The following is a 25,855-nucleotide window of genomic DNA, read 5'->3' as shown; positions in this document are numbered from 1 at the left end:
ACTGCAGGCGCGATCAGTCGGCTTTGAGCTCGATCACATCGATCCCGTACAGGGTGGTGGTGCCACTCACTTCATTGCCCACCGCCAGCATCGGCGATCCAGTCGGGCTGTTGTCTGCGCTGATGAACGCCAGACCTTCCGGCCCCAGATCACCCGCCATGCCAGCTTCCAGTTCCATCTGGGTGGCGCTGAAGTCGCGGTTGTTCAGGTACTGCACGAAGACCGGATTCTGGGGGTTGGTGACGTTGTAAACCATGAGCCCACCAACCCGCTCGAGGCCGATGAATGCAAAGGTCTGGCCATTGATCTCGCCCGTCACCACGGCCTCGGGCTCCGGCCCCTTGTCATCGGACCGGTTGTCGAAGGCGTTCTCATCGTTGTTGCTGTTGAAGTTGTCCGGGATCACCCGGGCGGTGATGCGCTCGAACTCACTGCCGCTGTCGAACACCTGGGTGCCGTCCGCGGTCCAGATGGAAAACGAGCGGGCGCCGTAGGAATACAATTCGCTGTATTCACATGCTGCCTCAACGTCTGTCATCGGATCTGACGGGTCGCAGCCGTTGCTGACGCCCAGGGTGGAGGTGACGTTGAGCCGGCCCAGGTTCTCATCGTTCTGGAGCTCAGCCGCATCTGGAAACGCTATTCCATCCAGCATCAGGTCCTTGATGCGGAACTCTTCGCTGAAGCCGTCGTAGTCGCGGGAGTCGCCCTCGTTGGCGGTGATGTAGTACGTCTTACCGTTAAAGCCGTAGCTGGTGATGGCATCCGGCTGGTACATGCCTTTCACCGGCCAGTTACGGATATTGATGCGGCTGTCACCAAGGGCGTTGAGATCCTCGTTGCTGGCATCGAGTTCGTTACCGATGACGCTGTGGTCCTTGAAGCCCAGTGGCAGGATGCGGGTGATCTCACCGGCTTCAATGTCCAGTTCCGCCACGGCATTGTTCTCCTGCAGCGCAACCCAGGCGGTGGTGTTGTCGACCGACACGGCAATGTATTCCGGCTCGAAATCCTGGGCGGTACTGGCGCCGGGCCCGAAAATTCGCACGCCCTCTGCCCGCAGCTGATCCTCCTGGCCGTTGAACGCGGTGAAGGCCGCAGTGGTCACCGAAGCACCGGCGACACCGGCAGACAGATCAATGATGCTGACGGAGCCTTCCGGGTCCACGCTGTAGTCGTCGCTGGGTTCGCCTTCGTTGGCCACCAGAACCTTCTGGCCATCCCGGGTGAATGTGAGCATGTCCGGCAACGCGCCCACCACCACTTCGCCCACCTTGCCCAGGTCGCTGGCGTTATAGAACACCACCTTACCGTTGTCCTGCTTGACCACCGCTTCTATCGCGACCGCCACCAGGTCACCGAACACGGCAACGCTGTTGGCCGCTGCCCCTTCTTCAGTGGCGTCAATCGTGGCCATCTTGGTGGGCTGGCTCGGGTCCTGGATATCCAGCACGTCTACGGTAGCGTCGTTGGCGTTGATTACGAACAGACGCTGATTGGCAGGGTCGTGGGCCACGATCTCAGCGGCACTCTCATCGAACACACCGCTGGCATAGGTGCCCAGCTGGTTGAGCTCAATGGTGGTCTGGCTGGTGCCGGCAATACCAGCAACGCCATTGTCACCATCGTCGCCGTCACAAGCGCTCAGACCAAGCGTGGATGTCAGGATGGCTGCCGCCAGAAGGGATTTACGAAGTTCCATGGTCGCCTCGGTGGAATTATGAGTGTGTGGAATCCCGACACACCCTAGGGCGACAATGTGACAGCCATGCGTCACTTTGAGGACAGTTTCAAGACGAGCGCGTTGCAGCCGCGGATTCACACCACAAAAAAAGCGGCCCGCAGGCCGCCTTTTTTCAGTCGTCGACTGCCCGATCCGATCAGTGGCCCAGGTAGCTCCGATACATCCACACCGTCTTTTCCTGCTGGGAGATGTAATCGCTCATCAATGCAACGGTGCCTTCATCATCGGCCTCCCCGGCCAGGTGCAACAGCTCCCGCTGCTTGCCAATGAGCTTGGCGAAGCTCTCGACAATGTTTTCCATGGCTTCCTTGCCATCGGACACATCCTTTCGTTCCGGCACTTCCGATTTCTCGATGTAGGTGCTGTAAGCATGCGCCGGCCGATGGCCCAGGGTCAGCACCCGCTCAGCAATCTCGTCTATCTTGAGCAGAAGATCGTCGTACAGCTCCTCGAACTTGACGTGCAACTCAAAGAAGTTGTCGCCCTTGATGTTCCAGTGGTAGCCGCGGACGTTCATGTAGAAAATCTGGTAGTTGGACAGCAGATCATTCAATACGCTGGCCAGCTGTTCGGTTTTGGCGGTATCCAGACCAATAAAGTTCTTACCCATAACGTGTCTCCTTGACAGTTACTCAATGAAAACTGGCTTCGATAGTAGCCAGATCGTGCAAATCCGTGAAGTTTAGTTCGCCAATTTCACTCATAGAGCCACCCTATCAAATTTCTTCATACAATTTATTTAACAATGATTATCACTTGCCCCATAGTGATTGCGAAACGATGACACATGACGTTCATCAGGCGGGGTTGATCATGAGTGCACTCAAACTGTTTATCCACGATCATCAGAACAACGGCGACAATTCGCTGCTGAAAACCATCACCTTCGCGCTGACGCATTTCACCGTCGCCTTTACCGTGGCGTTTCTGCTGACCGGCGACATCCTGATCGGCAGCCTGATTGCGATGGTCGAACCGGCGATCAACACCGTGGCCTATTTCTTTCACGAGAAATTCTGGGCCCGCCGCGAGCGACAGGCCCGCCCGGCGCCTATGTCCCGGGACCGCAATCCATGCAGCGCTTGACGATCTCCGGGCCAATGCTCAGGTTGCGATTGAGATCCCGCAGAGCGGTTCTCACCCCCTCTTCAATAACCGGGTGGTAGAAAGGCATATCGAGCATTTCGCTGACCGTCATGCGGCGTTGCACGGACCAGGCCAGCAAATGGGCAATGTGCTCGGCCGCGGGGCCGAACATTTCTGCGCCAAGAAACTGACCGCTACCCCTTTCACCATACACCCGCAGCAGACCGCGATTTTTGCCGATGACCCGGCTGCGGCCCTGCCCCTCAAACGACACCTCGCCAACGCCGTAACAACCCTTGCAACGTTCATCCACCTCATCAAGGTTAAGACCGACCGTGGCAATCTGCGGATCGGTAAACACCACCGCCAGTGGCGTGCGGCGCAACCCGGCGCGCACGTCAGGAAAGCGCCCGGCGTTGTCCCCGGCGATACGCCCCTCATCAGCGGCTTCATGGAGTAACGGCGCATCGTGGTTGCAGTCTCCGGCGATGAAAATGGCGCTGTCGCCGCATTGCAGGGTGTAGCGATTGAATCGTGGCGTACCACGATCATCCAGCTCGATGTCGGTGTTCTGGATGTCCAGCTGATCAACATTCGGCCGTCGGCCGGTGGCAGCCAGCAGGTAATCGAAGGTTTCGGTAATCTCTCCCCGATCGTCGTCCACAAAGGTGACGGCCACCCCTTCCTCAGTGCGCGCTACCGCTTTGACCTCGCCTTCCGGGTGCAGCTGGAATTCACGGCGGAAGGTTTTGAGGGCGTAGTCCCGCATTTTCTCTTCCCGGATCGGGCCGAGGGATCCCCCCCGACCGAACATGCGCACCCGCACGCCCAACCGACTCAGGGCCTGACCCAGCTCCAACCCGATAATACCGGGGCCGAACACCACCACCGATGCCGGCAGATCCTGCCACTCAAAGAGGTCGTCATTGACCACCAGGCGATCCTTGGCTTCCTTGAGCATGTCCGGAATATTGGGTCGTGAGCCGGTGGCCACCACAATACGATCGGCCGTGATTTCGACGTCGTCGTTGACGATCAACCGGTGCGCATCCACGAAACGGGCATCGCCAATCAGCTTGTGTTCAGCGGGCATGTCTTCCACCGTTTCGAGCACAAAGCCGACAAAACGGTCGCGCTCGCTTCGCACCCGCTGCATCACCGCTTTCCCGTCAATCCGGATTCCGCCCGGATGAATCCCGAACTGTGCCGCCCCGGCCATGTCATGGGCGCGCTCCGCGGCGGCGATCAACAGTTTGCTGGGCATGCAGCCGACACGGGCACAGGTTGTGCCATAATGCCCGCCTTCAATCAGCACCAGGCTGTCAGTGTGCGCTTTGGCGGCGCGATAGGCGCCCATGCCGGCCGTGCCGGCACCAATGATCGCCACATCTACCGTTCGCTTCTCCATCACTGCCTCTCCCGCTGGTTACCTTGCTCATCAAGTCTGCACAGTATAGTCCGCCAGAATTAATTGCCTTTGACACAGGATATTCTGGCCGATCACTTATATGCTTGCGCTCACAGGATTATTGCCGTTTTGACCACACCCGGATCGGTTTGGGAGAACCATTCAATGCAAAACTATTGGGCGGAATTTCTGACCGTCGCGCTGGTTCATCTGCTGGCGGTGGCGAGCCCCGGCCCGGACTTCGCCGTGATTCTTCGACAGGCGCTCTGCCAGAGCCGCCGCAACGCACTGCTCACTGCAGCGGGCGTTGGCGCCGGCATTCTCGTGCATGTCACCTATTCTTTGTTGGGGATCGGCCTGCTGATTCAACAGTCATTGCTGTTGTTTAATATTCTCAAGGTGGTGGGTGCGCTGTATCTGAGCTGGATTGCCATCCAGTGTCTGCGGGCCCGGGCAGGCGGGGTGCAAGTGGCAGCAGAACCCGCGCTGGCACAACGGGGGCTGGCGGCGTTCCGCCTGGGCTTCCTCACCAACACCCTGAACCCCAAGGCCACGCTGTTCTTCGTGTCGCTGTTTTCCATAGTCATCAGCCCGGGTACGCCGGTCGCCCTGCAAACCGCTTACGGCGTCTACATGGCCCTGGCCACCGGGCTTTGGTTCGCCCTGGTCGCCACGTTCTTCACCCTACCCCGGGTACGGCGCGGTTTTAACCGCTTCGGCCATTGGCTCGACCGGTTAATGGGTGGCGTGCTGTTATTGCTCGCCGGGCAACTGCTGTTTTCTACAGTGAGCGGATCAGAGCCTCCGTCTGCGCCCAGCCAATACACGGATCGGTGATGGAACAGCCGTAGGTCAGATCGGCGCCGTCGTTCTGACGACCCGGCTGCAGGAAACTCTCCAGCATCAGTCCACGAATGCAGGTGTTTCCTTCAGCTCTCTGCGCCATGACCTCCCGGGCAATTTCCAGTTGACGCTCCGCCTGCTTGCAAGCGTTGTCGTGGCTGCAGTCCACCATGAGGGCGCTGGACACCCCGGCGCTGCTGAGCGCCTTGATCGCCTGGCCAACACTGTCGGCGTCGTAGTTGGTGATACCGCGGCCACCCCTCAGTACCAGGTGGGTATCCGGATTGCCGGCGGTGGTGATCATCGCCGCAGCGCCGCTGCGGGACACGCCCATGTGGTGATGGGGATGCGCCGCCGACTTCATGGCGTTGATGGCAACGGCCACTCCACCGTCCGTGCCGTTTTTGAAACCCACCGGCATCGGCAACCCACTGACCAGCTCCCGATGCACCTGGGATTCGGTGGTACGGGCACCGATGGCCGTCCAGCTGATCAGGTCCCCCAGGTAATCCATCGCGAACGGGCTGAGCGCCTCCGTCGCCAGCGGCAGGCCGGACTCCGCCAGGTTCAGCAGCAGCCGCCGTGAGCGCACCAGGCCCTCAGCGAGATTGCCGGCACCGGTGCGCTCGGGGTCGTACAGCAGGCCTTTCCAGCCCACGGTGGTTCTGGGCTTTTCCAGATAGGCGCGCATCACGATCAGGAAACGGTCTCTGACGCTCCGGGCCAGCGCGCTGAGCTTCGCCGCGTATTCCAGCGCCGCCACCTCGTCATGAATTGAACAGGGGCCGATCACGATGAGGGTGCGGGGGTCATCACCTCGCAACACCCGGCGAATGGCGTCCCGGTGACGCAGAATCTGGCGCTCAGTGGCTGCTGTGACCGGCAGGCTCGCGGCCAGCTCGGCGGCGGTCGGCAGGATCTCTTCCCGGCGATTGGCTGCGGTCGTGGTGGCTGTTGCGCTCAACTCTCCAGATTCATCATCTCTGGCTTCATGAAGCGCGTCGATGTTCAAAGGCATGTTCATGTCGTTCGTCCGTTTCCCTGTATCAGAATCAAAAAAGCCCCGGCTGGGCTACCAGTCGGGGCTTTTTCGAGTCCGGTGGCAGCTTGGGTCTCTGCCGGGCTGCCTTCCTCGTTATTCGGTCGATGAAGATCTTATGGGCGGCCCGGGCTCTGGCTAAAATAGCCATAACCAAACCACCAGAAAAACACAGCAGCGATCACCCCCGTCGGTTGCGCACCGAAGGCTTGCAGAACATTCAATTGACAGATCGCGTGTGTTGTCTTCATGATTTTCAATATATACCCCGGCTTTTCGGCTTTGCAACCCGCAAACCCGATATTTGTGGATTTTATCCCGGTGACTGCCATGACCCTGACGTTGCTCAACCAACCTGCCCGCCGGTTCCCGGCCCTGCTTGCGCTGGTCATTTTGCTGGCGAGCCCGCTGTCTGTGCTCGCGGCCCCCGAGTCCCGCACCTATCGGCTGGATAACCGGGCAGCGGAGGATGTGGCGGCCCAGGTCCGGGACCTCTATGGTTCCGATCAGGTCCGGATCACCGCGCGGGGACAGCAGATGATCCTCCGCGGCGAGCCGGCGGTGCTGGATGAAATCGGTATGCTGGTGGACACCCTGGATGTCGCGCCGGTTCAGATGCGCATTACCGTGCGCTCCCGCAGCAACCTGGACGCTAAAAGTGGTGGCGGTGGCGTCACCATCACCAACAACCAGGCTGGCGCTCGCGTGGAACGCAAAGTGACGACAACCCGGCGCAATCAGGAGCGCACACTGGTGGTTCAGGACGGCCAATCCGCCCATATCACGTCAGGACAGGTTCGTACCGTGCCTGTCGCCATCCGCGGAGGTCGCAATCCAGCGGCCGTGCTTGGTCAGGTGGAAACCCGCAGTGGCTTTCTGGTCAGCCCCCAAGCTCTGTCAGACAGCGCCATCGAATTGAACATCGTGTCCTTTGAGGAAGACCCGGAAGGTGATATTCCCGGGTATGAAACCGAGGCGCTGATGACTATCCGGCGGGTGGAGCCCGGCCAATGGGTGGAGTTGGGCAGCACTCGCAGCCGCCAGGCCGGAACCCGCTCCGGCATTACCTATCAGGTCGGCGGCGAGGAGCGCGCAAACCAGACTTTCGAAGTCAGGGTTGATCTGCTCTGATCGGCTCAGGCCACCCCACGGCGGGCGGCCAACAGGGTCGCTTTGGCTTCATTGACCTTGGCCGCCAGGTAGTCGTTACCGCCACGGTCCGGATGAATTTTCTGCATCAGACGCCGATGCGCCAGAATGACGTCATCTTCGCTGCAGCCGGTGGGCACCCCCAGAATCTCACACGCCTCACGCTCTGACATCTGCCCCGGACGTCCCTCGCGCCGGTGACCATGCGCTGACGATTGGCCACCGGCCGTGCCGGGATCCTCGCGTTGATCCTTGCTCTGGCTGAACAACCGACTGGCCAGCGGCGCGAACTTCAGCAGCGCCGGCAGCTTGCGCAACAGGGGAATCAGCCCGGCCACTGCGGCCGTGAGCACGTGGATCCGCCCGGTCAACACCATAAACAGCAACAGGGCACCGCCGACCACCAGAAACAGCTTCCAGACGGCCGCCTTTTTCTTCTCTGCGGTCAGCCCGCCCCACTGCTTGAGAACGAGGAAGACCGCAACGGTCAGGGCAAGTCCAAGTATCCAGTGCATAGGGTAATCCCTTACGTTTCAATGACCGTAATTCTGGCATCACACCGGTGACAAAACACCCGTTTTTTGTATAGGATGCTACCCTATTAGTCGGATTAAGAATCAATCACAAACTCTTTCCCTCTCCGGATAGGCACAACCAATCGGCGACCCCGTTGTCGTGCTGGTGGCAGACTTTCCGATGGAATTCAATACTCAGGACTGACCTATGCGCACTGCCTCCCGTTTCCTGATCGTTATTCTCTTTCTCGTCGTCGTGCTTGGTGGCATTTTTGGCTACAAGTTCTATCAGTTCGGCCAGATGAGCGAGCAGATGTCACAGCCGCAGCCGCCGGCTGAAGTTTCCACCATCAGGGCCAGTGCCGGAAAGTGGACACCGGCCACCAAAGCGGTGGGCAGCGTGGAAGCGATCAATGGCATCGAGGTAGCCAATGAGGTCCCGGGCGTGGTGGAAACCATCGGGTTTGAGTCCGGCGATACCGTCAAGAAAGGCGACCTCCTGATCCGTCTGGATGCCGCCATCGACGAGGCGGCGCTGCGCACCCGCCGGGCCGAGGCACAACTGGCCGAGCAGGAGTTCAAGCGGGTGTCTGACCTGCTGCCGAAACGCGCTGTGTCCCAGTCTCAGTTTGATGAGGCCAAGGCCAACTTTGATGCCGCCCGGGCCCGCGTCAACGAAGCCGAGGCCCAGCTCAACAAGAAAGTGATTCGCGCCCCGTTCGACGGCAACCTGGGCCTGCGCATGGTGGATCAGGGCGAATACATCCCGACCGGAACACCGATTGTCGAGATCAACATGCTCGACCCCATCTACGTGGATTTCACGCTGTCTGAAAAGGAGCTGCCAAGGGTGGCGACCGGGTACGAGGTGGATGTGACCGTTGCGGCCATTCCGGGCAAAACCTTTACGGGTGAAGTCAGCGCCATCAATACCTCGGTCAATCCGGAAACCCGCACGGTGCGGATCCGCGCGACCGTGCCGAACCCGGACAACCAACTGCGGCCGGGCATGTTTGCCACCATTCGCACGCTGCAACCGGAAGACCGTGACGTGGTTACCGTTCCGCAAACCGCCATTTCCTACAACACCTACGGCGATTTCGTATTTGTGGTGGAGGAAAACAACGAGGGCGACCTGATCGTCAACCGCCGCACGGTTCAGTCCGGCGAAATCCGTGACGGTCGTGTTGCCATCGAGGACGGTCTGAGCGAAGGCGAGGAAGTGGTCTCCAAGGGCCTGTTGAGACTCCGCGCCGAGCAACGGGTCACCGTTCAGGAAACCGAAGACGAGTCGGTGGAGGCGTCTGAATAATGCGCTTCACTGATATTTTTATCCAGCGCCCGGTGCTGGCAACGGTGGTCAGCCTGCTGATCCTGTTGCTCGGTGCCCGCGCCGCCATGGAAATGGAAATTCGTCAGTACCCCGAACTGGAAAGCACCACGGTTACGGTGACCACGTCCTACCCCGGCGCCAGTTCGGATCTGGTCAAAGGCTTCATCACCACGCCGCTGCAGCAGGCCATTGCCGAAGCCAGCGGCATTGATTACCTGACCTCGACCAGTTCTCAGGGCCAGTCCACCATCGAAGCCAAGATGGAACTGAATTACGACGCCAACGCCGCGCTGGCAGAAATCCAGGCCAAGGTCGCCAGCCAGCGCAACGTGTTGCCGGCGGACGCCCAGGACCCGGTGATCACCTCCACCACCGGTGACTCCACCGCGCTCATGTACATTGCGTTCTACAGCAATGACCTGGAAGTACCGCAGATCACCGACTACCTGACTCGGGTGGTCCAGCCCAAACTGCAGGCGCTTTCAGGCGTGGGCAAGGCGGAACTGCTGGGGCGCAAGTTTGCCCTGCGTGCCTGGCTTGACCCCGAGCGGCTATCGGCCGTGGATATGACACCCCAGGAAGTGGTGCAGGTGTTGTTGCAGAACAACTATCAGGCCGCAGTGGGCAACACCGAGGGCAAGTACACCAAGATCAGCATGACCAGCGACACCGATGTCGGCGATCCGGATCAGTTCCGCGACCTCGTCATCAAGGAATCCAATGGCTCGCTGATCCGGCTGGACGACATTGCCAGGGTGGAGCTGGGCTCTGAAACCTACGATCAATTGGCGCTCTACAAGGGCCAGCCCGCCACCTATGTTGCCATCGAACTGTCTCCTGGTGCCAACCCGCTGACCGTCGCGGAGCTGGTCAAGAACGAGCTGCCGGGCATTGAACAGCAACTGCCATCGGGGCTGGAAGTACGCCTCGCCTATGACGCCTCCGACTTCATCGATAACTCGATCAATGAGGTCATCCAGACGCTGGTTGAAGCGCTGTTGATTGTTCTGGTCGTGGTGTTCCTCTGCCTGGGTTCCTTGCGAGCCGCCGTGGTGCCCTCGGTGGCGGTGCCGCTGTCACTGGTCGGTGGCGCCTTCTTCATGCTGATGATGGGTTTCTCCCTCAATCTGCTGACGCTGCTGTCCATGGTGCTCGCCATCGGCCTGGTGGTGGATGACGCCATTATCATGGTGGAGAACGTGCATCGGCATATTGAGCAGGGGGAATCCCGGTTCGATGCCGCCATCAACGGCGCGCGAGAAATGGCAGTGCCGATCATTGCCATGACCACCACTCTGGTGGCGGTGTATGCCCCCATCGGCTTTATGGGGGGACTGGTGGGTTCGCTGTTCACCGAGTTCGCCTTCACCCTCGCCGGCACCGTGGTGATTTCCGGCATCGTCGCGCTCACCCTGTCGCCCATGCTGTCCGCCAAGATTCTCAAGCCCCACGGCAACCCCGACCGCTTCGAGAAACTGGTGGAGCGGTCCTTCGGTGGCCTGGCCAACGGCTACAAGCGGGCGTTGAGCACACTGATGGACACCAAATCGGTGGTGATCTTCTTCGCGCTGGTGGTGCTGGCCTCCATCTACTTCATGGTGATGATGAGCCAGAACGAACTGGCGCCCACCGAGGACCAGGGCATCCTGTTCTATCAGGGCCTGGCGCCACAGACTGCCACTCTGGACTACCTGCAGGAGCACGGCGAGGAAGTGCTGGAGCGCATGGAAACCGTTGACGGTTACAACGAAGACTTCATGATCCTCGGCATCACTGCGCCCAACGCTGTCTTCGGTGGTTTCAAGATGAAGCCCTGGGGCGACCGGGAGGTCAGCCAGTTCGACGTCCAGCCGCAGCTCGATGCTGAACTGAAGAAGATCACCGGGCTGCAGACCGCGGTGTTCCCGCGGCCCTCGCTGCCGGGCTCCGGTGGCGGCCTGCCCTTCCAGTTCGTGATCACCACCGGCAACGACTACGATCGCCTCAACGAAGTAGCCGATGAAATGCTCGGCAAGGCCATGGGCAGCGGTAACTTCATGTTCCTGCAGAAGTCCATCGACTTCGACCGGCCGGTTACCCGCATCAAGGTGGACCGCGACCGGGTGGCGGACCTGGGATTGTCGATGCAGGACATCGGCCAGGCCATGTCGAGCATGCTCGGCGGCGGCTTTATCAACCGCTTCAGCATGGAAGGCCGCTCCTACCAGGTTATCCCCCAGGTGGAGCGGGAGTTCCGCCTGACTGCAGATGCCCTGAACGAGTACTACATTCGCGCGGACAACGGCGAACTGGTGCCCCTGGGCAGCGTTATCAGCTTCGAGCATGACGTGGAGCCGTCCCAGCGCACCCAGTTCAACCAGCTGAACTCACTGACGCTTCAGGGTGTGGTCATGCCGGGTGTGACGGTGGGCGATGCCATGGCGTTCATGGAGTCCACCGCCGAGGAGGTGTTCCCTCAGGGCTTCACCTCCGACTACACCGGTGAATCACGGCAGTTCGCCAATCAGGGCAGCGCGCTGATGGTGACCTTCTTCCTGTCGCTGCTGGTGATCTATCTGGTGCTTGCGGCGCAGTTTGAAAGCTGGCGCGATCCGTTCATCATCCTGGTATCGGTGCCCATGTCGGTGGCCGGCGCTATGGCGTTCATTGTGCTCGGTTTCGCGACCATGAACATCTACACCCAGGTGGGGCTGATCACGCTGATCGGTGTGGTGTCCAAAAACGGCATCCTGATCGTGGAATTCGCCAATTCGTTGCAGGTGGACAAGGGCCTCAGCAAGCGGGACGCTGTCATCGAGGCCGCCGCTATTCGCTTACGCCCGATCATCATGACCTCACTGGCGCTGATCTTCGCCATGGTGCCACTGCTGATCGCCGTCGGCCCCGGGGCGGAAAGCCGCTTTGCCATCGGCCTGACCATCAGCGCCGGGCTGGGCATCGGCACGCTGTTTACCGTGTTTGTCCTGCCAGCGTTCTACATCCTGCTGGCCCGCGACCATCACGGCACAGCAGAGGCTGACACCGGCAGTGCCGTTCATCAGTCCTGACCGCCCGCCCTGCCATTGTCGCCGGCCGCATTCCAAGGCCGGCGACAATGCTGTAGGCTTTCGTTTCCCTGTCCACAGAAAGCCGTAACCGTTGTGACTCTAGGAACCCTCTTCTGGCTGTTTGTTGCCGGTTTCCTCATCTGGTATTGGTGGCGCGCCAAGGCCATCAAGGATTTTGTGCTGCATGCGGCCCGACAGTACTGCAAGAAAATGGACGTGATGCTGCTGGACGACGCTGTCTATCTGCGCGGCCTGTGGTTCAAGCGCGACGATCAGGGCCAGCTCCGGGTGTGGCGTCGATTCCTGTTTGACTTCACCTCCACCGGCGAAGAGCGCTACGCCGGGCGCATCATCATGCTTGGCCAGCGCATTATCCACATGGAGCTGGAACCCCACCGCTTCGGCCCGGACACCTAACAGCCGCCTCCCCCAAATGGGCGATTCTTACCGCTGCGCCAATCCCCAATAATCCCCCTCGCATTGACGACAAACGTTAGCCAGGCATGGCTAACGACCGACAAAAACAACAGGAGTCAACCATGCGTAAGTTCCTCACGCTCGCCGTGATGGCAGGCTTTGTCCTGCTTGCCGCACCCACCCTGAGTATGGCCAGTTACACCCAGACCAAGCACCCCATTGTGCTGGTGCATGGTGTCACCGGATTCAACACCATCGGTGGTCTGATCAATTACTTCCATACCGTGCCCTGGAATCTCGAGCGCAGCGGCGCCCGGGTCTATTCCGCCAGCGTGTCGTTCGTGAACAGCAGCGAACAGCGCGGTCAGCAGCTGGCCAACTACATCAACGGCCTGGGCGTGTCCAAGGTCAACATCATGGCTCACAGCCAGGGTGCCCCCACCTCGCGGGTGACTGCCTCCCTGATCCCCCACAAGGTTGCGTCGATCACCTCGATCAACGGCGTCAACAAGGGCTCCCGGGTGGCTGATGTGGCTCGCGGCATCCTGCCCCCGGGCAGCTACGTGGAAGGGGGTGTCAGTGCCATCGCCAATGCCCTCGGTGATCTGGTGAATGCACTGTCCGATGCCGACAATCCCCAGGACGGCGTCGCCGCACTGGAGACCCTGACCACCCGCGGCACCACGCAACTGAATGACGCGCTGGGCTGGAAAGGCGTGAATCGCGACGCCTGCGCTGGCACGAATGAGGACGTATGGATCAACGGCAACAAGATCAAGTTCTTCTCCTGGACCGGTACCGCCGTATGGACCAACTGGACCGACATCACCGATCCGTTCCTTGGCGTCACCACGCTGGCCTTCGGTAACGAAGCCAACGATGGCCTGGTGGGCGAGTGCTCCACCAAGATGGGCAATGTCATCGGCACCCACTATGAAATGAATCATGTGGACGCCATCAACCATCTGTTCGGTGCCCGCTCCTGGCGCACTGACCCCATTTCACTGTATCGCAGCCACGCCAACCGCCTGAAGAACCGGGGCCTCTGATACACGCTCACCGGAACGATCGAAACGATTGCGGAGCCCCTCACGAAGGGGCTTCGTTGATGGCTGAACCTGCTTATTCAGGACGTTGTTATGCCACGAACCACCCCACACACCCTCAAGCGCGCACTTTTACCCCTGGCACTGGTCATCCCGATCGTCGGCGCCAGTATCTGGCTGCTGCAGGCCGAACGTCCCGCCGGAACGACACCCAGCCATGCCACCGAAACCACGGCGTCCCGAAATACCGTTTCACCGTCGCCCCGGGTGGCGGTGCCACCCGCCAGCGCCAACGACCGCAACACCCTGGCCCACGCAACACCCCGCAGCCTCGGAGAGAACCCTTACGCCCCCTCGCTCGCAGGTACCGACATTGACGGGCGCCTGCGAGCGGATGCCGATGGCAATCTGGTGGTCGAACTGGAAACCCGGGATTTCTTTGACTACTTCCTCAACACCATCGGAGAGGTCCCGGCCGAGCGAGCACTGTCCGAGATCGAGACCCTTGCCTACGGCCACCTGCCCGAGCGCGCCGCCAGACAAGCCATGGCACTGCTGGGTCGCTACCTGGCCTACAAGGATGACATGATGGCCATGGGCAATCGCAACCTGGACCCTGCCCGTCAGCACGATCCCGCCTATCAACTGGAAACCCTGAAAACCGCCCTGGCAGACCTCAAGGCGCTGCGCAGGCAATCCTTTTCCGGGCAAACCCATGAGGCGTTTTTTGGTCTGGAGGAGGCCTACGGCGATTACACCCTGGCCAGCCTCGATATCCGGCAACGCCAGGACCTGTCTGCCGAAGCCAAGGCGGACCTGCAGGTCTGGCATCGCGAACAGCTGCCCGAGGTCATTCGCCGCACGGAGACCCGCATGCTGGCCGAAGGTGAACGTCATCAACAACGGCAACAGGCCATCGCCAGTGCCGGCTCTGCGAAGCAGGCCGGCGAACGTCTGCGATCCCTGGGTGTCGACGAAGCCCGAATAAACGACGTTGTTGGTTACCTGGAGGAGCGGGAGCGTTTTGACGACCGGTTTCAGGATTACCAGCGGGCACGGGCGAGCGTCCGCGCCTCCGGCCTGGCCAGTAAAGAGGCGGCCACGCAGGAAACCCGCTTGCTGGAAGAATACTTTGCTGATGAACAGACCCGCACCTGGGCACGTCTGCGAGCACTGGACGCTCGTTCGCCATAGTGTGCAGTGTTCCCGCACCCCGGCGCGCTGACAAGGGTACACTCCCACAGAGTCCCCCGTTAACAGCAGGCGAACCGCAATGAACATGGCCCAGCTGCAGCAACAGATCGAAACCGGATTCTGGCGTTTACGTTTCAGCCCGGAGCTGGAACAGCGCTATCGCAGGGTAAGAAACGAGGGCATCCGGGTCCGCGCCAGGCTGGTTTCGGCCAGTGCCCTGTTGCTGTTTCTTATCTACGCAATGCTGGATTCCACCATGCTGCCGGCAAGCATTGCGGAGGACACCGTCAGGGTGCGCCTGCTGGTGACCTGCCCGGTGATCGCGGTGGTGTGGTGGCTGTCCTACACCCGCATTCCCCCTGCCATGTTCGCCAGACTCTACATTGGCGCCTACCTGGTCGGTGGATTGAGCGTTGTGATCATCATTGCCCTCGCCCGCATACAGCAGCATCCGCTGCCTTATGAGGGCATCTTGCTAATGCTGATGTTCGGTTACTTCGTGATGGGCATTCCCTTTCGCAGCGTGTCACTGGTGTCACTGCTGGTGTTGGTGGCCTATCTGTCGGTCGAGTACGCCACCGGGATGACCGGTCAGCAATTGCTGGTCAACGGCTTCTTCATCGCCACCGCCAATGTGATAGGTATGGTCGGCTCCTGGCTCAGTGAACACCGCCAACGGGCCCACTTCCTCGACCGCCAGATGCTGGAGTTGTCACGACGGCAGGCCGAGCTGGAAAGCCAGCGGAAAACCCGGCTGATCACCGTTGCCAGCCACGATCTTCGCCAGCCCCTGAATGTGATCAGCCTGATTCTTGAGCACCTTGACGGTGACGGTCTGCCACCAAAACCGGCCAGTCTGGTGACGAAGCTGAAGGCATCGGTCGGGCACTTCAACGGTTTGCTGGCGTCCGTCCTGGATATTTCCCGTATTCAGGAAGGCATGGTGACGCCGGAAAAACGCACACTGGATCTCCGGCCGACCCTGGAACAGATCCGGGAAACCTGCGGCGAACAGGCGCGGCACCTGGGTGTTATCCTCAACCTGTCGCCGGCCGCAGAGGCCATGGCGGTGGTGGCCGATCCCCAGTTACTTTACCGCATCCTGCAGAATCTGGTGGTCAATGCGCTCGAGCACAGTGGCGCTGAGCGTATTGACCTGACCACCCGACGCGAGGCCGGTCAGGTGCGGATCGAGGTCCGCGATAACGGCCGGGGCATGGATCCGGCCGGTGAAAGTCACGCTTTCGATCCGTTCTACCGCCACCACGCCGGCAACGCCCCCCACCCGGGACTGGGCCTGGGTCTGGCCATTGTCCGGGAGCTATCGCTGCTGATGAACGGGCACTGTGGTGTCCGCTCGGTGGCCGGCCAGGGTTCGTGTTTCTGGATCAGGTTGCCGGCGGCCTCGACGCCCCGGGTAGCCGCTCTTCCGGACAGCACGGCACTGGCCACCGAAGAAGGCAGCCATCCGTTTGTGGTGGTGGAGGATCATGACGAAGCGCGGCACTGGGTCTGTGAAACCCTGAGACATTGGGGCTATGCCACCCGGGGTTTTGCCACGGCTGAGGATGCCCTGGTGGCCACCCGCGAGAGCACAGGCGCCATTCTGGTCACCGACCTGCACCTGCCCGGTATGTCAGGCCGCACCCTGCTCAGCCGACTGAGTGAACGTGGCACCGCCGTCGGTGGTATCCTGATGACCGCCGATACCGCCCTGCCGCAAGGCTACGATGCAGAGCACCATCTGTGGGTGCTGCACAAACCGTTGTTACCCATGCGACTGCGAGCGGCTATTTCACAGCTCACCCGCTACCGCCCCGAGGCGGTCAGATCAGTCCCAGCGACCGCGCCTGAGTGACGCACTCGGTGCGGTTATGCACCCCGAGGTGAGCAAATATCGCTTTCAGATGGGTTTTGACCGTGTGCTCGGTCAGGTCCAGAGCCTGGCAAATGCGTTTGTTGGGCAGGCCTTCCGCCAACAGCGCCAGCACTTCCAGTTGCCGTGGCGTCAGATGCTCCGGTACCCGGGACGGCACCTGCAAGGTGGGGTAATACAGCAGCCCTTCTCCGACACACTGCAACATTCGCATCAGGCTTTTGCGGCCTGAGGATTTGGGCAGAAAGCCAACGGCACCGGCGGCTCGGGCAGCCCGCACCGAAGTCTCGTCCTCGCGGCTGGAGATCACCACCACCGGCACGGGCAAACCCAGACGCTCCAGCTCGGCAAACAGCGACAGGCCAGCCTCCCCCTGCAGCGCCAGGTCCAACAGCACCATGGACGTTTCCGGGTGGGCCAGAAGATCGGCCACGGCCTCCGCTACCGAGCCCGCCACAGCCACCTCAGTGACCAGCCCGTCCTGCTCCAGAATGGCGCTGAGGCCTAGCAGGAAAAACGGATGATCATCCACCATCAGCACCCTCGCAAGGGGCAGGCAGCTATTGGCCGACGTAGACGCCCGGGCTGTATCCCCGACCGGTCTGGTTTCCATAACGGACTCCGCAACGTGTCTGTTGTTGTTAATGCGGTTGCCAACACTATACGGCCAGGATCTGAAACCGACCGGTTGCTACTTAACAAATTGTGCAATTTCCGGTCACCACCCCGAATACTCAAGAATAACCGCCGCCTGGAACTTCGGCAATCACCTATGATCCGCACCACCACGGAAGCCGGTGAGGCTCCTATACTGCCGGTAACACCCGCTACCAACAGATCGGACCTATGAACATTCACACGGACCACCGCTACGCGATCAACCTGAACGTGCGGGGCATACAGCCCTCCGCCACCCTGCGCATCAACGAGCTCAGCAATCAGCTCCGCTCCGAGGGCCGGGACATCATCAAGCTGGGCCTGGGGCAATCACCCTTCCCGGTTCCCGACCGCGTGGTGGCGGCACTGCAGCAGCATGCCCATGAAAAAGATTATCTGCCGGTGAAGGGCCTGAAAGCCCTGCGGGAGTCCATCGCCGGTTACATCAACCGGGGCGAGCGCATGCGCTGCACCTGGGAAGACGTGCTGATTGGCCCCGGCTCCAAAGAACTGCTGTTCATCCTGCAACTGGCCTACTACGGCGATTTGCTGATTCCCCGACCAAGCTGGGTATCCTACGCACCCCAGGCCCGCATCATCGGCCGCTCGGTGCACTGGCTGCCCACCCACGCAGAGAACAACTGGCAGCTGACAGCGGAAGAACTGGACATCATCTGCCGCGATGATCCGTCACGCCCGCGTATCCTGATTCTGAACTACCCGTCCAACCCCACCGGCTGCACCTATGCCGATGACCAGCTGCTGGCCATCGCCAACGTGGCGCGCAAGTACAAACTGATCCTGCTGTCGGACGAAATCTATGGCGAGGTGCACTTCGAGGGCACACACAAATCGATTGCCCGCTATTACCCGGAAGGCACCATCATCAGTACCGGTCTGAGCAAATGGGCCGGTGCCGGCGGCTGGCGCCTGGGCACCTTTATCTTCCCACCCGAGTTGCGCCCGCTGCAGGACGCCATGGCCATCATTGCCAGCGAGACCTACACCGCCACCAGCGCACCGATCCAGTACGCTGCCATCGCCGCCTTCGACGGCGGCGACGACATGGACGAGTATCTGACGCAGTCACGCCGGGTGCTGAAAGTGGTGGGCGAATACATGCACCGCCGCCTCACGGAGATGGGCGCGGTGGTACAGAAACCGGAGGGGGCCTTCTACTTGTTCCCGGACTTCAACAGCTTCCGCGACGCGCTGGCCAACAAGGACATCAAGACCAGCCAGGCCCTCTGCCAGGCCCTGCTGGAAAACACCGGGGTGGCCATACTGCCGGCCAGTGATTTCGGGTTTGTGCCGGATCACCTGGCGGCGCGGCTGGCGTTCGTGGATTTCGACGGCGCCGGCTCGCTGAAACTGGCTGCCGGTGATTACGCCGGGCAGGCACTGGACGACAACTTCGTCAAACAGGCCTGCCCACGCCTAGTGCTGGCCATGGACAAGATGGAGCAGTGGCTGAACAGCCTGTAAGCCCGTCGTGGTAGACTGGCGCCCTCTCTCTTCTCCAGAGCCAGCCAAGGGGGCGCCATGTCAGACTCTTTATCGTTACGGGACATCACGGATTTCACCGAACAACTTGCACGAGAAGCCGGTAAGCTGATTCGTCACGAACGTGACCACAACACTCTGCGTACCGACTACAAACAGCAGACCGAGCTGGTTACCCATGCTGATGTGATGGCCGACGAATTCATCACCGCCGCTATTCGCAAACGTTTCCCTGACCACCGTATCCTATCCGAAGAAACCGCGCCGGACCTGAGTCAGGCAGAGGAGCTGGACACCCCCTTGTGGATCATCGACCCCATCGACGGCACGGTAAACTATGCCTATGGCCACCCGCAGGTGGCGGTGTCGATCGCCTACGCCGAGAAAGGCTGCGTCCAGGTGGGCGTGGTGCACGCGCCATTTACTGGCGAAACCTTCCGCGCCACCAAAGGTGACGGCGCCACCCTCAACGGCGAGCCCATCCAGCACAGCGACGCCATAGTGCCTCGGGATTCGCTCTTCGCCACCGGTTTCCCCTACACCAAAGACAGCCTGGAACCGCTGATCCGGCGTCTGGACGCCATGATCCACCAGTGCCGTGATCTGCGCCGCATCGGCTCCGCCGCCCTCGATATTTGCTGGGTGGCCTGCGGCCGGCTGGACATCTACTACGAAAACGTCAGCCCCTGGGATTTTGCCGCCGCCCGGCTTATCGCCCTGGAAGCTGGCGCCACCGCCGGTCACTTCGGCGATGTGCCCGACGGCTATCCGGCCGACCTGTACGGTCGGGACATTCTGATTTCCGCTCCGGCGGTATGGGAGCCAGTGCGCAGGATTCTTCGCTCTGCTTCGGGGTATGACTGAAGCTCAGCCCCAGACGCCCTCGGAAACCAACCCCCAATTTTCTTCAAAATCAGTGGTCGGCTTGCGGGAAAACGACGAGCGCACAAAGCGCTGAATCCGCCCTTCCAGGTAGACCAGCACGAAATCCGCGCCGCGATTGGCGCTGGTGCGGGGCCGCAGGCCCTGGCGGATTTCGCCTTCCTTGAGGATCTGACGGATCTGGGTTTCCAGGCGTTCGAAGAACTGGGACGCACGCTTGCGCAACGCCTCGTTTTCGCCCATCAGGGCGTCGCCGGTAAGCACGCAACAGAGGCCCGGATTGCGCTCGGCGAACACCAGCACCAGATTGACCAGCTGCTGCAGCCGCACGCGGGCGTCTCCCTGATCCTGCAGAATGACCTGACATCGACTGAACACCGCGTCGTCCGCGAAGTCGATCAGCGCCTCGAACATTTTGCGTTTGCTGGGGAAATGGCGGTACAGCGCCGCCTCGGTAACGCCTACGGATTTGGCCAACCCGGCGGTGGTGATGCGAGCGCCGGGATCGGCTTCCAGCAGCTCCACCAACGCGTGCAGGATGGCCTCCCGACGACTGGGTTTCGGATCGGTCATGACAGGACTTCAGCGCTCTGTATCGGAGTTATTATCGGGGCCGGTCTTTAACGCCGGCCCTCTCAGGTTTTTCAGCGATGTACCGGATTGTTCACTAAATCAGAAAAAAGTGCCATCAATGGGCGACGAGGCGCTGGCGTACAGCTTCTTCGGCATACGGCCGGCCAGATAGGCCTCGCGACCGGCTTCCACCCCCAACCGCATGGCATGGGCCATCTTGATGGGATCCCGGGCCTGGGCGATGGCGGTGTTCATCAGTACGCCGTCACACCCCAGTTCCATAGCGATGGTGGCGTCCGATGCGGTGCCCACCCCGGCATCTACCAGCACCGGCACCCTGGCGTTTTCCACAATCAGCCGAATGTTGTAGCGGTTCTGGATGCCCAGACCGGAGCCGATAGGCGCACCCAGTGGCATGATGGCGATACAGCCCATGTCTTCCAGGCGCTTGGCCAGCAGCGGGTCGTCGGAGCAATACACCATCACCTTGAAACCGTCTTTGATGAGTTCTTCGGCGGCCACCAGCGTTTCGGTCATGTTCGGGTAAAGGGTTTTCTCCTCGCCCAGAACCTCCAGTTTCACCAGATCGTGGCCGTCCAGCAGCTCACGGGCCAGCTTGCAGGTGCGCACGGCGTCTTTGGCGGTGTAGCAGCCGGCGGTGTTGGGCAGAATGGTGTAGGTGTCCGGGGAGATCACATCGAGCAGGTTGGGCTCGTCCGGGTTCTGACCGAGGTTGGTGCGCCGCACCGCTACGGTGACAATTTCCGCGCCGCTGGCCTCGATGGCGTGGCCGGTTTCCATCAGGTCACGATATTTGCCGGTACCCACCAGCAGGCGTGACTGATACACACGGCCTGCGAGTTCAAGTGGCTTGTCTTCCGGGAGCTGGATTGTCGCTTGTTCGCTCATAACCTTCCTGAGACTGAATGGAGTGATGAATAGGGTGGTGTCGGCCGGGCGGACCGACTCGGGGCGGCGTCAGCCGCCACCGATGGCATGGACCACTTCAACCCGGTCGCCGTCGTTCAGGCGGAAGTCCGGATGCTGGCTGCGGGGCACAATGTCTTCGTTGACCTCTACCGCCAGTCGTTTGCCTGTCAGCGCCATATGTTCTATCAGATCGGCGAGGGTTGCCTGAGCGGGCAGCTCCACACCATCGCCATTTACTTGCACCTGCATGTTTACCTCTGTGCGTTGTCTAATCAGCGCGCGGGCACTTCAGGCCAGCCGCCAGAACCAGGGCCCAGCCCACCATGAAGCAGACACCGCCGATCGGAGTGATCGGTCCGATCCAGCGCAGCTCGGTCAGCACCAGCAGGTAAAGGCTACCACTGAACATCAGGATACCGGCGAGGAAAAAACCGGCGGCCAGCTTCAGCAACCGGCGGTGTAAACCGAACCCGGCCAGCAGGGCAATCAGAATCAGGCCGATGGCATGATATACCTGATAGGTGACGGCGGTCTGGAAAACTTCAAGGGCCCGCGCGCTTACCACTGACCGCAAGCCGTGGGCACCGAAGGCGCCCGCCATCACCGCCAGCATTGCAAAAAAGGCGCCGAGCACCAACGGAGCGCGCAACACCTCTACGTTATTAACAGTCACAGTGGATCTTTTCTCCGCTGTCGAGATTCATCATTGTCAACGCCCCACCCCAGACACAGCCGGTATCCAGCCCGATAAAACGGTCACTGCCGGTGTTGCCCTCCAATGACGCCCAGTGCCCGAAGATCACACGAACGTCATCGCTGCGAGGGTATTCAAACCAGGGGGCAAAGCCGGCGGGTGCGCTGTCGGCCGACTCCTTGGTGGTCAGTTCCAGGCGGCCATCCTCGGCGATAAAACGCATGCGGGTAAAGTAATTGGTGATCACCCGCCAGCGCTCCATACCGGTGAGCCCAGGCGCCCAACGCTCCGGCTGGTTGCCGTACATGTGTGTAAAGTATTCCTGTGCCCGGTCATCGGCAATGACCGCCTCCACCTCGCCGGCATTGGCCAGTGCCTGCTCGACGCTCCACACGTGAGGCAGCCCGGCATGGGCCATCAGCAGGCGACGACCGGGGTCATAGACACAGAGCTTCTGCTGACGCAGCCAGGCCACCAGCCGGTCATGATCCGGGGCGTCGAGTATACCCTCGAGGGTATCCTTCCGGCGGGTCTGGTGTCCGCCCAGCGCGACTGCCAGCAGGTGCAGGTCGTGGTTGCCGAGCACCACCTCGGCCGAACTGCCAAGGCTCTCGATATAGCGCAGCGTTTCCAGGGACGATGGCCCACGGTTGATCAGATCGCCCGCCACCCAGAGTCGATCCCGGGAGGGCGAGAAATCCACTCTGGCGAGTACCTCCCGCAGGCGGTCGTAGCAGCCCTGAATATCGCCGATGGCGTACTCAGCCATGGTCATCTCCGCTGGCCGCAGCGCTGCTGGACTTGCGATCCACCAGGCTGTCGGCGATTGCCACGTAATCCGCCAGTGACAGGTTCTCCGGACGCAGACCGTCATTGATACCCAGGTGCTGCAACTGTTCCACGGTGACCAGCCCGGCCAGGGCCTTGCGCAGGGTTTTGCGGCGGGCGTTGAACGCTGTGCGTACCACCGCCTGCAAGGTCTCGAGGTCCTTTGCCGGGTGCGGCAGGGTCTGGTGGGGCACCAGCCGGACAATGGCGGAATCCACTTTCGGTGCCGGCCGGAACGCGCCCGGACCCACCTCGAACAACGGCTGAACCTTGCAGAAGTACTGGGTCATGATACCCAGGCGACCGTAGTTGTTGTCACCCGGCACCGCGCCCATGCGCTGCACCACTTCTTTCTGCAACATGAAATGCATGTCCTGCACCACCCCGGCCTGGCTCAGCAGGTGGAAAATCAGGGGCGTGGAAATGTTGTAGGGCAAGTTACCGATAATGCGCAGCGGTTTGTCCGACACCAGTTGGCGGAAATCAAACTTCAGCGCGTCCGCCTCGTGGATGCGGAATTCCGGGTAGTTGAAGAATTTGGTGCGCAGCACCGGAATGAGGTCACGGTCCAGTTCCACCACCTGCAGGGCCGGGTTGACCGCGAGAATTTCTTCGGTGATGGCGCCAAGGCCCGGACCAATTTCGACGATGGTGTCGTCGGCTTTCGGATGGATCGCACGCACAATGCGCTCGATCACGCCGGGGTCCTGGAGGAAATTCTGACCGAAGCGTTTTCTGGCCTGGTGGCCGGGTTTGTTGCTCACTCTGACTCTCTCTTGTGTCGGGCCATCTGCTCACCCACCCGAATGGCGGTATGCAGGCTGCCAGCGTCCGCCTTACCGGTGCCGGCGAGATCCAGGGCCGTACCATGGTCCACCGAAGTACGCACAATCGGCAGCCCGAGGGTAACGTTCACGGCGCGACCGAAACCCTGGAATTTCAGCACCGGCAAGCCCTGATCGTGGTACATGGCGAGCACAGCATCGGCGTTGTCCAGCCAGTGAGGCGTAAACAGGGTGTCTGCTGGCAGTGGGCCGGTCAGGGTGATGCCCTCGCTCCGGAGAACGTCCAGTGCCGGCTCGATCACCTCCAGCTCTTCCCGACCCAGATGCCCGCCTTCACCCGCGTGAGGGTTGAGGCCCGCCACCAGAATGCGCGGATTCGCGAGTCCGAAGTAGGTCTGCAGATCCTGGTTGAGAATGCGGGCGACCTGCATCAGCCGCTGGGGCGTGATGGCGGCGGACACGTCCTTCAGCGGAAGGTGAGTGGTCACCAGCGCCACCCGCAGTTCCTCGGTGGCCAGCATCATCACCACACGCTCGACACCACACAACGCCTGAAGAAATTCGGTGTGGCCGCTGAAGGCAATGCCGGCGTCGTTGATCACGCCCTTGTGCACCGGGGCAGTGACCATGCCGTCAAAAAGCCCGTCGAGGCAGCCCTGTGCGGCAATGCGCAGAGTGTCGAGCACATACGGGCTGTTACCGGCATCGAGTTGCCCGGCAACGGTGTTCACCACACCGTCCACGTTGTAAACCGACAGCTGCCCGGGCGCCGTGACTGCCTGTTCTCCGGGCTGCCACGGCATGAACATCACATCCATGCCCAGCTGCCGGGAGCGGGCTGCCAACAGGGCCTGACTGGCTACCACCACAATACCGGTTGTTCGCGCCTCCAGCGCCAGCTGCAGGCACAGTTCGGGGCCGATGCCCGCAGGCTCACCGGCCGTCAGGGCCAGGGTGACCGTATCGGTCATGATGTTCCGGCGTCCTCGTTGTTGTCCGCGTATTCACCCTTGAATTCCACAAAGGCCTCGGCGCGGATCTCACGCAACCAGTTCTGCAGCTCGGTGTCGAACTTGCGGCGGTAGATGGCCTGGCGCGCCTCGGATTCCCGGACCTCGCCGCTGATGTCTTTCTGGCGGCGCTCCTGCACTTCCAGAATGTGCCAGCCGAACTGGGAGCGGAAGGGGCCTTTCAACTCGCCCACGCGGGCTTCCTGCATGGCCTGCTCAAATTCCGGCACCATCTGACCCGGGCTGACCCAGCCGAGGTTGCCACCATCGGAGCCCGAGACCGGATCGTCCGAGTATTCTTTTGCAATGGCGGCAAAATTACCGCCGTCACGAATTTCTGCAGTCAGATCACGAATGGTGGCTTCAGCGTCGGCATCCGACACGGTTTCGGTCGCGCGGATGAGGATGTGGCGAACCCGGGATTGCTCAATAACCTGTTCACCGTCGCCGCCGCGACGGTCCTGCACCATCACCAGGTGAAAGCCGCTGTTGTTGCCCAAAACCTCGGACGGCACACCGGGCTCCAGGTCGGGCACCACCGATTCCAGCAACGACGGCAGCTGACTGCGACTACGCCATCCCATATCGCCCCCTTCAAGGGCATTGGCGGCATCGGACTCGGCAACCGCCACCTCGCGGAAATCCCGGCCCGCCGCAATCTCGGCGCGCAGGCGCTCGGCTTTTTCCCGGGCAGCGGCAACCGAGGCGTCGTCACTGGGGTTGGCCACTTCGACGTAGATGTAGGACAACCGATATTCCTCATTGCTCGGTTCCCGGGACGCCAACGCCTGCAGGTAATTCTCAACTTCGCGGTCAGTGACCCGCACGCGGTTTCCGACCTGACGCTGCTGCACCCGGCTGGCCAGCATCTCGTTACGGATCTGCTCGCGAGCCTCGCGGTAACTGACGCCCTCGGCCACCAACTCTTTCTCAAATTGCTCGAGGCTCAGATTGTTTCGCCGGGCAATGCCTGCCATGGTCTCATTCAGCTCGTTGTCGCTGATGCGCATGCCTGCGCGATCGGCCATCTGCAGCTGGATCGACTCGGTAATCAGCTGCTCTAGCACGCGCTCTTCCAGAATCTCCCGGGGCGGCAGACCGGTGCCCTGGGACTGAAGCCGGCCCACAATGCTGCCAATCCGGTTCTCCAGCTCGGTCTGCAGAATAACGTCGTCATCCACAATGGCCACCACCCGGTCCAGCGGCTGGCGTTCGGCCTGCACCATCGAGGCCATCATCGCGGCCATCAGGACCAGGAATGTTCTTGCACACTGGCGAAGGTTCGCCTTCATAGTC

General features: G+C 61.1%; 25 protein-coding genes. 11 read left to right on the top strand and 14 right to left on the bottom strand.

Annotated features, from left to right (window positions below; all coding sequences use genetic code 11):
* Nucleotides 1–13: 13 nt before the first annotated feature.
* Both R0125_RS00995 and R0125_RS00990 read right to left on the bottom strand, forming a co-directional pair.
* The gene (locus tag R0125_RS00995) at nt 14–1,702 is read right to left on the bottom strand and encodes a choice-of-anchor I family protein (RefSeq protein WP_317236825.1); all 1,689 of its coding nucleotides are present in this window, start codon (nt 1,700–1,702) and stop codon (nt 14–16) included.
* Between the two features lie 178 nt (nt 1,703–1,880).
* A complete protein-coding gene (locus R0125_RS00990; RefSeq protein ID WP_248181533.1) occupies nt 1,881–2,354 on the bottom strand; it encodes a Dps family protein in 474 nt (157 codons plus the stop codon).
* 203 nt (nt 2,355–2,557) lie between these two features.
* On the opposite strand from R0125_RS00990, the gene R0125_RS00985 reads away from it, so the two are divergent.
* The gene (locus R0125_RS00985; RefSeq protein ID WP_317236824.1) at nt 2,558–2,830 is read left to right on the top strand and encodes a DUF2061 domain-containing protein; all 273 of its coding nucleotides are present in this window, start codon (nt 2,558–2,560) and stop codon (nt 2,828–2,830) included.
* Here the strand turns inward: R0125_RS00985 and R0125_RS00980 are convergent.
* The gene (locus R0125_RS00980) at nt 2,796–4,238 is read right to left on the bottom strand and encodes a dihydrolipoyl dehydrogenase (RefSeq protein WP_317236823.1); all 1,443 of its coding nucleotides are present in this window, start codon (nt 4,236–4,238) and stop codon (nt 2,796–2,798) included. The genes R0125_RS00985 and R0125_RS00980 overlap by 35 nt on opposite strands.
* Nucleotides 4,239–4,403: 165 nt before the next feature.
* On the opposite strand from R0125_RS00980, the gene R0125_RS00975 reads away from it, so the two are divergent.
* Nucleotides 4,404–5,075, top strand: a complete 672-nt coding sequence (locus tag R0125_RS00975; protein ID WP_317236822.1) for a LysE family translocator — start codon at nt 4,404–4,406, stop codon at nt 5,073–5,075.
* Here the strand turns inward: R0125_RS00975 and R0125_RS00970 are convergent.
* A complete protein-coding gene (locus tag R0125_RS00970; protein ID WP_317236821.1) occupies nt 5,020–6,105 on the bottom strand; it encodes a 3-deoxy-7-phosphoheptulonate synthase in 1,086 nt (361 codons plus the stop codon). The genes R0125_RS00975 and R0125_RS00970 overlap by 56 nt on opposite strands.
* 345 nt (nt 6,106–6,450) lie before the next feature.
* On the opposite strand from R0125_RS00970, the gene R0125_RS00965 reads away from it, so the two are divergent.
* Nucleotides 6,451–7,251 (top strand): secretin N-terminal domain-containing protein, encoded by an 801-nt coding sequence (locus R0125_RS00965; protein ID WP_317236820.1) that lies wholly within the window; start codon nt 6,451–6,453, stop codon nt 7,249–7,251.
* A 5-nt stretch (nt 7,252–7,256) separates the two neighbouring features.
* Here the strand turns inward: R0125_RS00965 and R0125_RS00960 are convergent, their stop codons facing one another.
* Nucleotides 7,257–7,784, bottom strand: coding sequence for a molecular chaperone DnaJ (locus R0125_RS00960; protein WP_317236819.1), 528 nt, complete (start codon nt 7,782–7,784; stop codon nt 7,257–7,259).
* 208 nt (nt 7,785–7,992) lie between these two features.
* On the opposite strand from R0125_RS00960, the gene R0125_RS00955 reads away from it, so the two are divergent.
* The 6 genes from R0125_RS00955 to R0125_RS00930 all read left to right on the top strand — a co-directional run bounded on the left by R0125_RS00955 (nt 7,993) and on the right by R0125_RS00930 (nt 16,679).
* Complete coding sequence (locus tag R0125_RS00955) at nt 7,993–9,096, top strand: efflux RND transporter periplasmic adaptor subunit (protein WP_317236818.1); 1,104 nt, start codon at nt 7,993–7,995, stop codon at nt 9,094–9,096.
* Nucleotides 9,096–12,164 carry an efflux RND transporter permease subunit gene (locus R0125_RS00950; RefSeq protein WP_317236817.1) on the top strand — a complete coding sequence of 1,023 codons (3,069 nt, stop codon included), beginning with the start codon at nt 9,096–9,098 and terminating at the stop codon, nt 12,162–12,164. The genes R0125_RS00955 and R0125_RS00950 overlap by 1 nt, the downstream gene beginning before the upstream one ends.
* A 93-nt stretch (nt 12,165–12,257) precedes the next feature.
* Complete coding sequence (locus tag R0125_RS00945; protein ID WP_248181542.1) at nt 12,258–12,581, top strand: DUF3301 domain-containing protein; 324 nt, start codon at nt 12,258–12,260, stop codon at nt 12,579–12,581.
* A gap of 122 nt (nt 12,582–12,703) precedes the next feature.
* Nucleotides 12,704–13,630: an esterase/lipase family protein gene (locus tag R0125_RS00940; protein WP_248181543.1), complete on the top strand. Its 927-nt coding sequence runs from the start codon at nt 12,704–12,706 to the stop codon at nt 13,628–13,630.
* A gap of 90 nt (nt 13,631–13,720) precedes the next feature.
* Nucleotides 13,721–14,821 (top strand): lipase secretion chaperone, encoded by a 1,101-nt coding sequence (locus R0125_RS00935; protein WP_317236816.1) that lies wholly within the window; start codon nt 13,721–13,723, stop codon nt 14,819–14,821.
* A gap of 79 nt (nt 14,822–14,900) precedes the next feature.
* On the top strand, nt 14,901–16,679 hold the full coding sequence (locus R0125_RS00930) for a hybrid sensor histidine kinase/response regulator (protein WP_317236815.1): 1,779 nt from the start codon (nt 14,901–14,903) through the stop codon (nt 16,677–16,679).
* Here the strand turns inward: R0125_RS00930 and R0125_RS00925 are convergent.
* Complete coding sequence (locus tag R0125_RS00925) at nt 16,648–17,310, bottom strand: response regulator transcription factor (protein ID WP_317236814.1); 663 nt, start codon at nt 17,308–17,310, stop codon at nt 16,648–16,650. The two genes, R0125_RS00930 and R0125_RS00925, sit on opposite strands and share 32 nt — an antisense overlap.
* 233 nt (nt 17,311–17,543) lie before the next feature.
* Here R0125_RS00925 and R0125_RS00920 point away from each other — a divergent pair, with 233 nt between their 5' ends.
* Both R0125_RS00920 and R0125_RS00915 read left to right on the top strand, forming a co-directional pair.
* The gene (locus R0125_RS00920) at nt 17,544–18,839 is read left to right on the top strand and encodes a pyridoxal phosphate-dependent aminotransferase (RefSeq protein WP_248181547.1); all 1,296 of its coding nucleotides are present in this window, start codon (nt 17,544–17,546) and stop codon (nt 18,837–18,839) included.
* Nucleotides 18,840–18,896: 57 nt separating this feature from the next.
* Complete coding sequence (locus tag R0125_RS00915) at nt 18,897–19,721, top strand: inositol monophosphatase family protein (RefSeq protein ID WP_317236813.1); 825 nt, start codon at nt 18,897–18,899, stop codon at nt 19,719–19,721.
* A gap of 3 nt (nt 19,722–19,724) precedes the next feature.
* Here R0125_RS00915 and slmA read toward each other — a convergent pair whose 3' ends face one another.
* The 8 genes from slmA to R0125_RS00875 all read right to left on the bottom strand — a co-directional run bounded on the left by slmA (nt 19,725) and on the right by R0125_RS00875 (nt 25,851).
* On the bottom strand, nt 19,725–20,312 hold the full coding sequence (slmA, locus tag R0125_RS00910; RefSeq protein ID WP_248181549.1) for a nucleoid occlusion factor SlmA: 588 nt from the start codon (nt 20,310–20,312) through the stop codon (nt 19,725–19,727).
* A gap of 99 nt (nt 20,313–20,411) precedes the next feature.
* The gene (locus R0125_RS00905) at nt 20,412–21,221 is read right to left on the bottom strand and encodes a thiazole synthase (protein WP_317236812.1); all 810 of its coding nucleotides are present in this window, start codon (nt 21,219–21,221) and stop codon (nt 20,412–20,414) included.
* 69 nt (nt 21,222–21,290) lie between these two features.
* Complete coding sequence (gene thiS, locus R0125_RS00900; RefSeq protein ID WP_248181551.1) at nt 21,291–21,491, bottom strand: sulfur carrier protein ThiS; 201 nt, start codon at nt 21,489–21,491, stop codon at nt 21,291–21,293.
* Between the two features lie 19 nt (nt 21,492–21,510).
* Nucleotides 21,511–21,894: a DUF423 domain-containing protein gene (locus R0125_RS00895; RefSeq protein WP_248181718.1), complete on the bottom strand. Its 384-nt coding sequence runs from the start codon at nt 21,892–21,894 to the stop codon at nt 21,511–21,513.
* A gap of 10 nt (nt 21,895–21,904) precedes the next feature.
* The gene (locus tag R0125_RS00890) at nt 21,905–22,705 is read right to left on the bottom strand and encodes a symmetrical bis(5'-nucleosyl)-tetraphosphatase (RefSeq protein WP_248181552.1); all 801 of its coding nucleotides are present in this window, start codon (nt 22,703–22,705) and stop codon (nt 21,905–21,907) included.
* Nucleotides 22,698–23,528 carry a 16S rRNA (adenine(1518)-N(6)/adenine(1519)-N(6))-dimethyltransferase RsmA gene (gene rsmA / locus R0125_RS00885; RefSeq protein ID WP_317236811.1) on the bottom strand — a complete coding sequence of 277 codons (831 nt, stop codon included), beginning with the start codon at nt 23,526–23,528 and terminating at the stop codon, nt 22,698–22,700. The genes R0125_RS00890 and rsmA overlap by 8 nt, the downstream gene beginning before the upstream one ends.
* A complete protein-coding gene (gene pdxA / locus R0125_RS00880; protein WP_317236810.1) occupies nt 23,525–24,520 on the bottom strand; it encodes a 4-hydroxythreonine-4-phosphate dehydrogenase PdxA in 996 nt (331 codons plus the stop codon). The genes rsmA and pdxA overlap by 4 nt, the downstream gene beginning before the upstream one ends.
* Complete coding sequence (locus tag R0125_RS00875) at nt 24,517–25,851, bottom strand: peptidylprolyl isomerase (protein WP_317236809.1); 1,335 nt, start codon at nt 25,849–25,851, stop codon at nt 24,517–24,519. Before R0125_RS00875 ends, pdxA begins: the two co-directional genes overlap by 4 nt.
* Between the last annotated feature and the right edge of the window lie 4 nt (nt 25,852–25,855).

The organism is Marinobacter sp. M-5 (assembly GCF_032911545.1).
Lineage (GTDB): Bacteria > Pseudomonadota > Gammaproteobacteria > Pseudomonadales > Oleiphilaceae > Marinobacter > Marinobacter goseongensis.
Note: the sequence above shows the minus strand (reverse complement) of the source record. Positions and strands in the feature narration are given on the sequence as shown.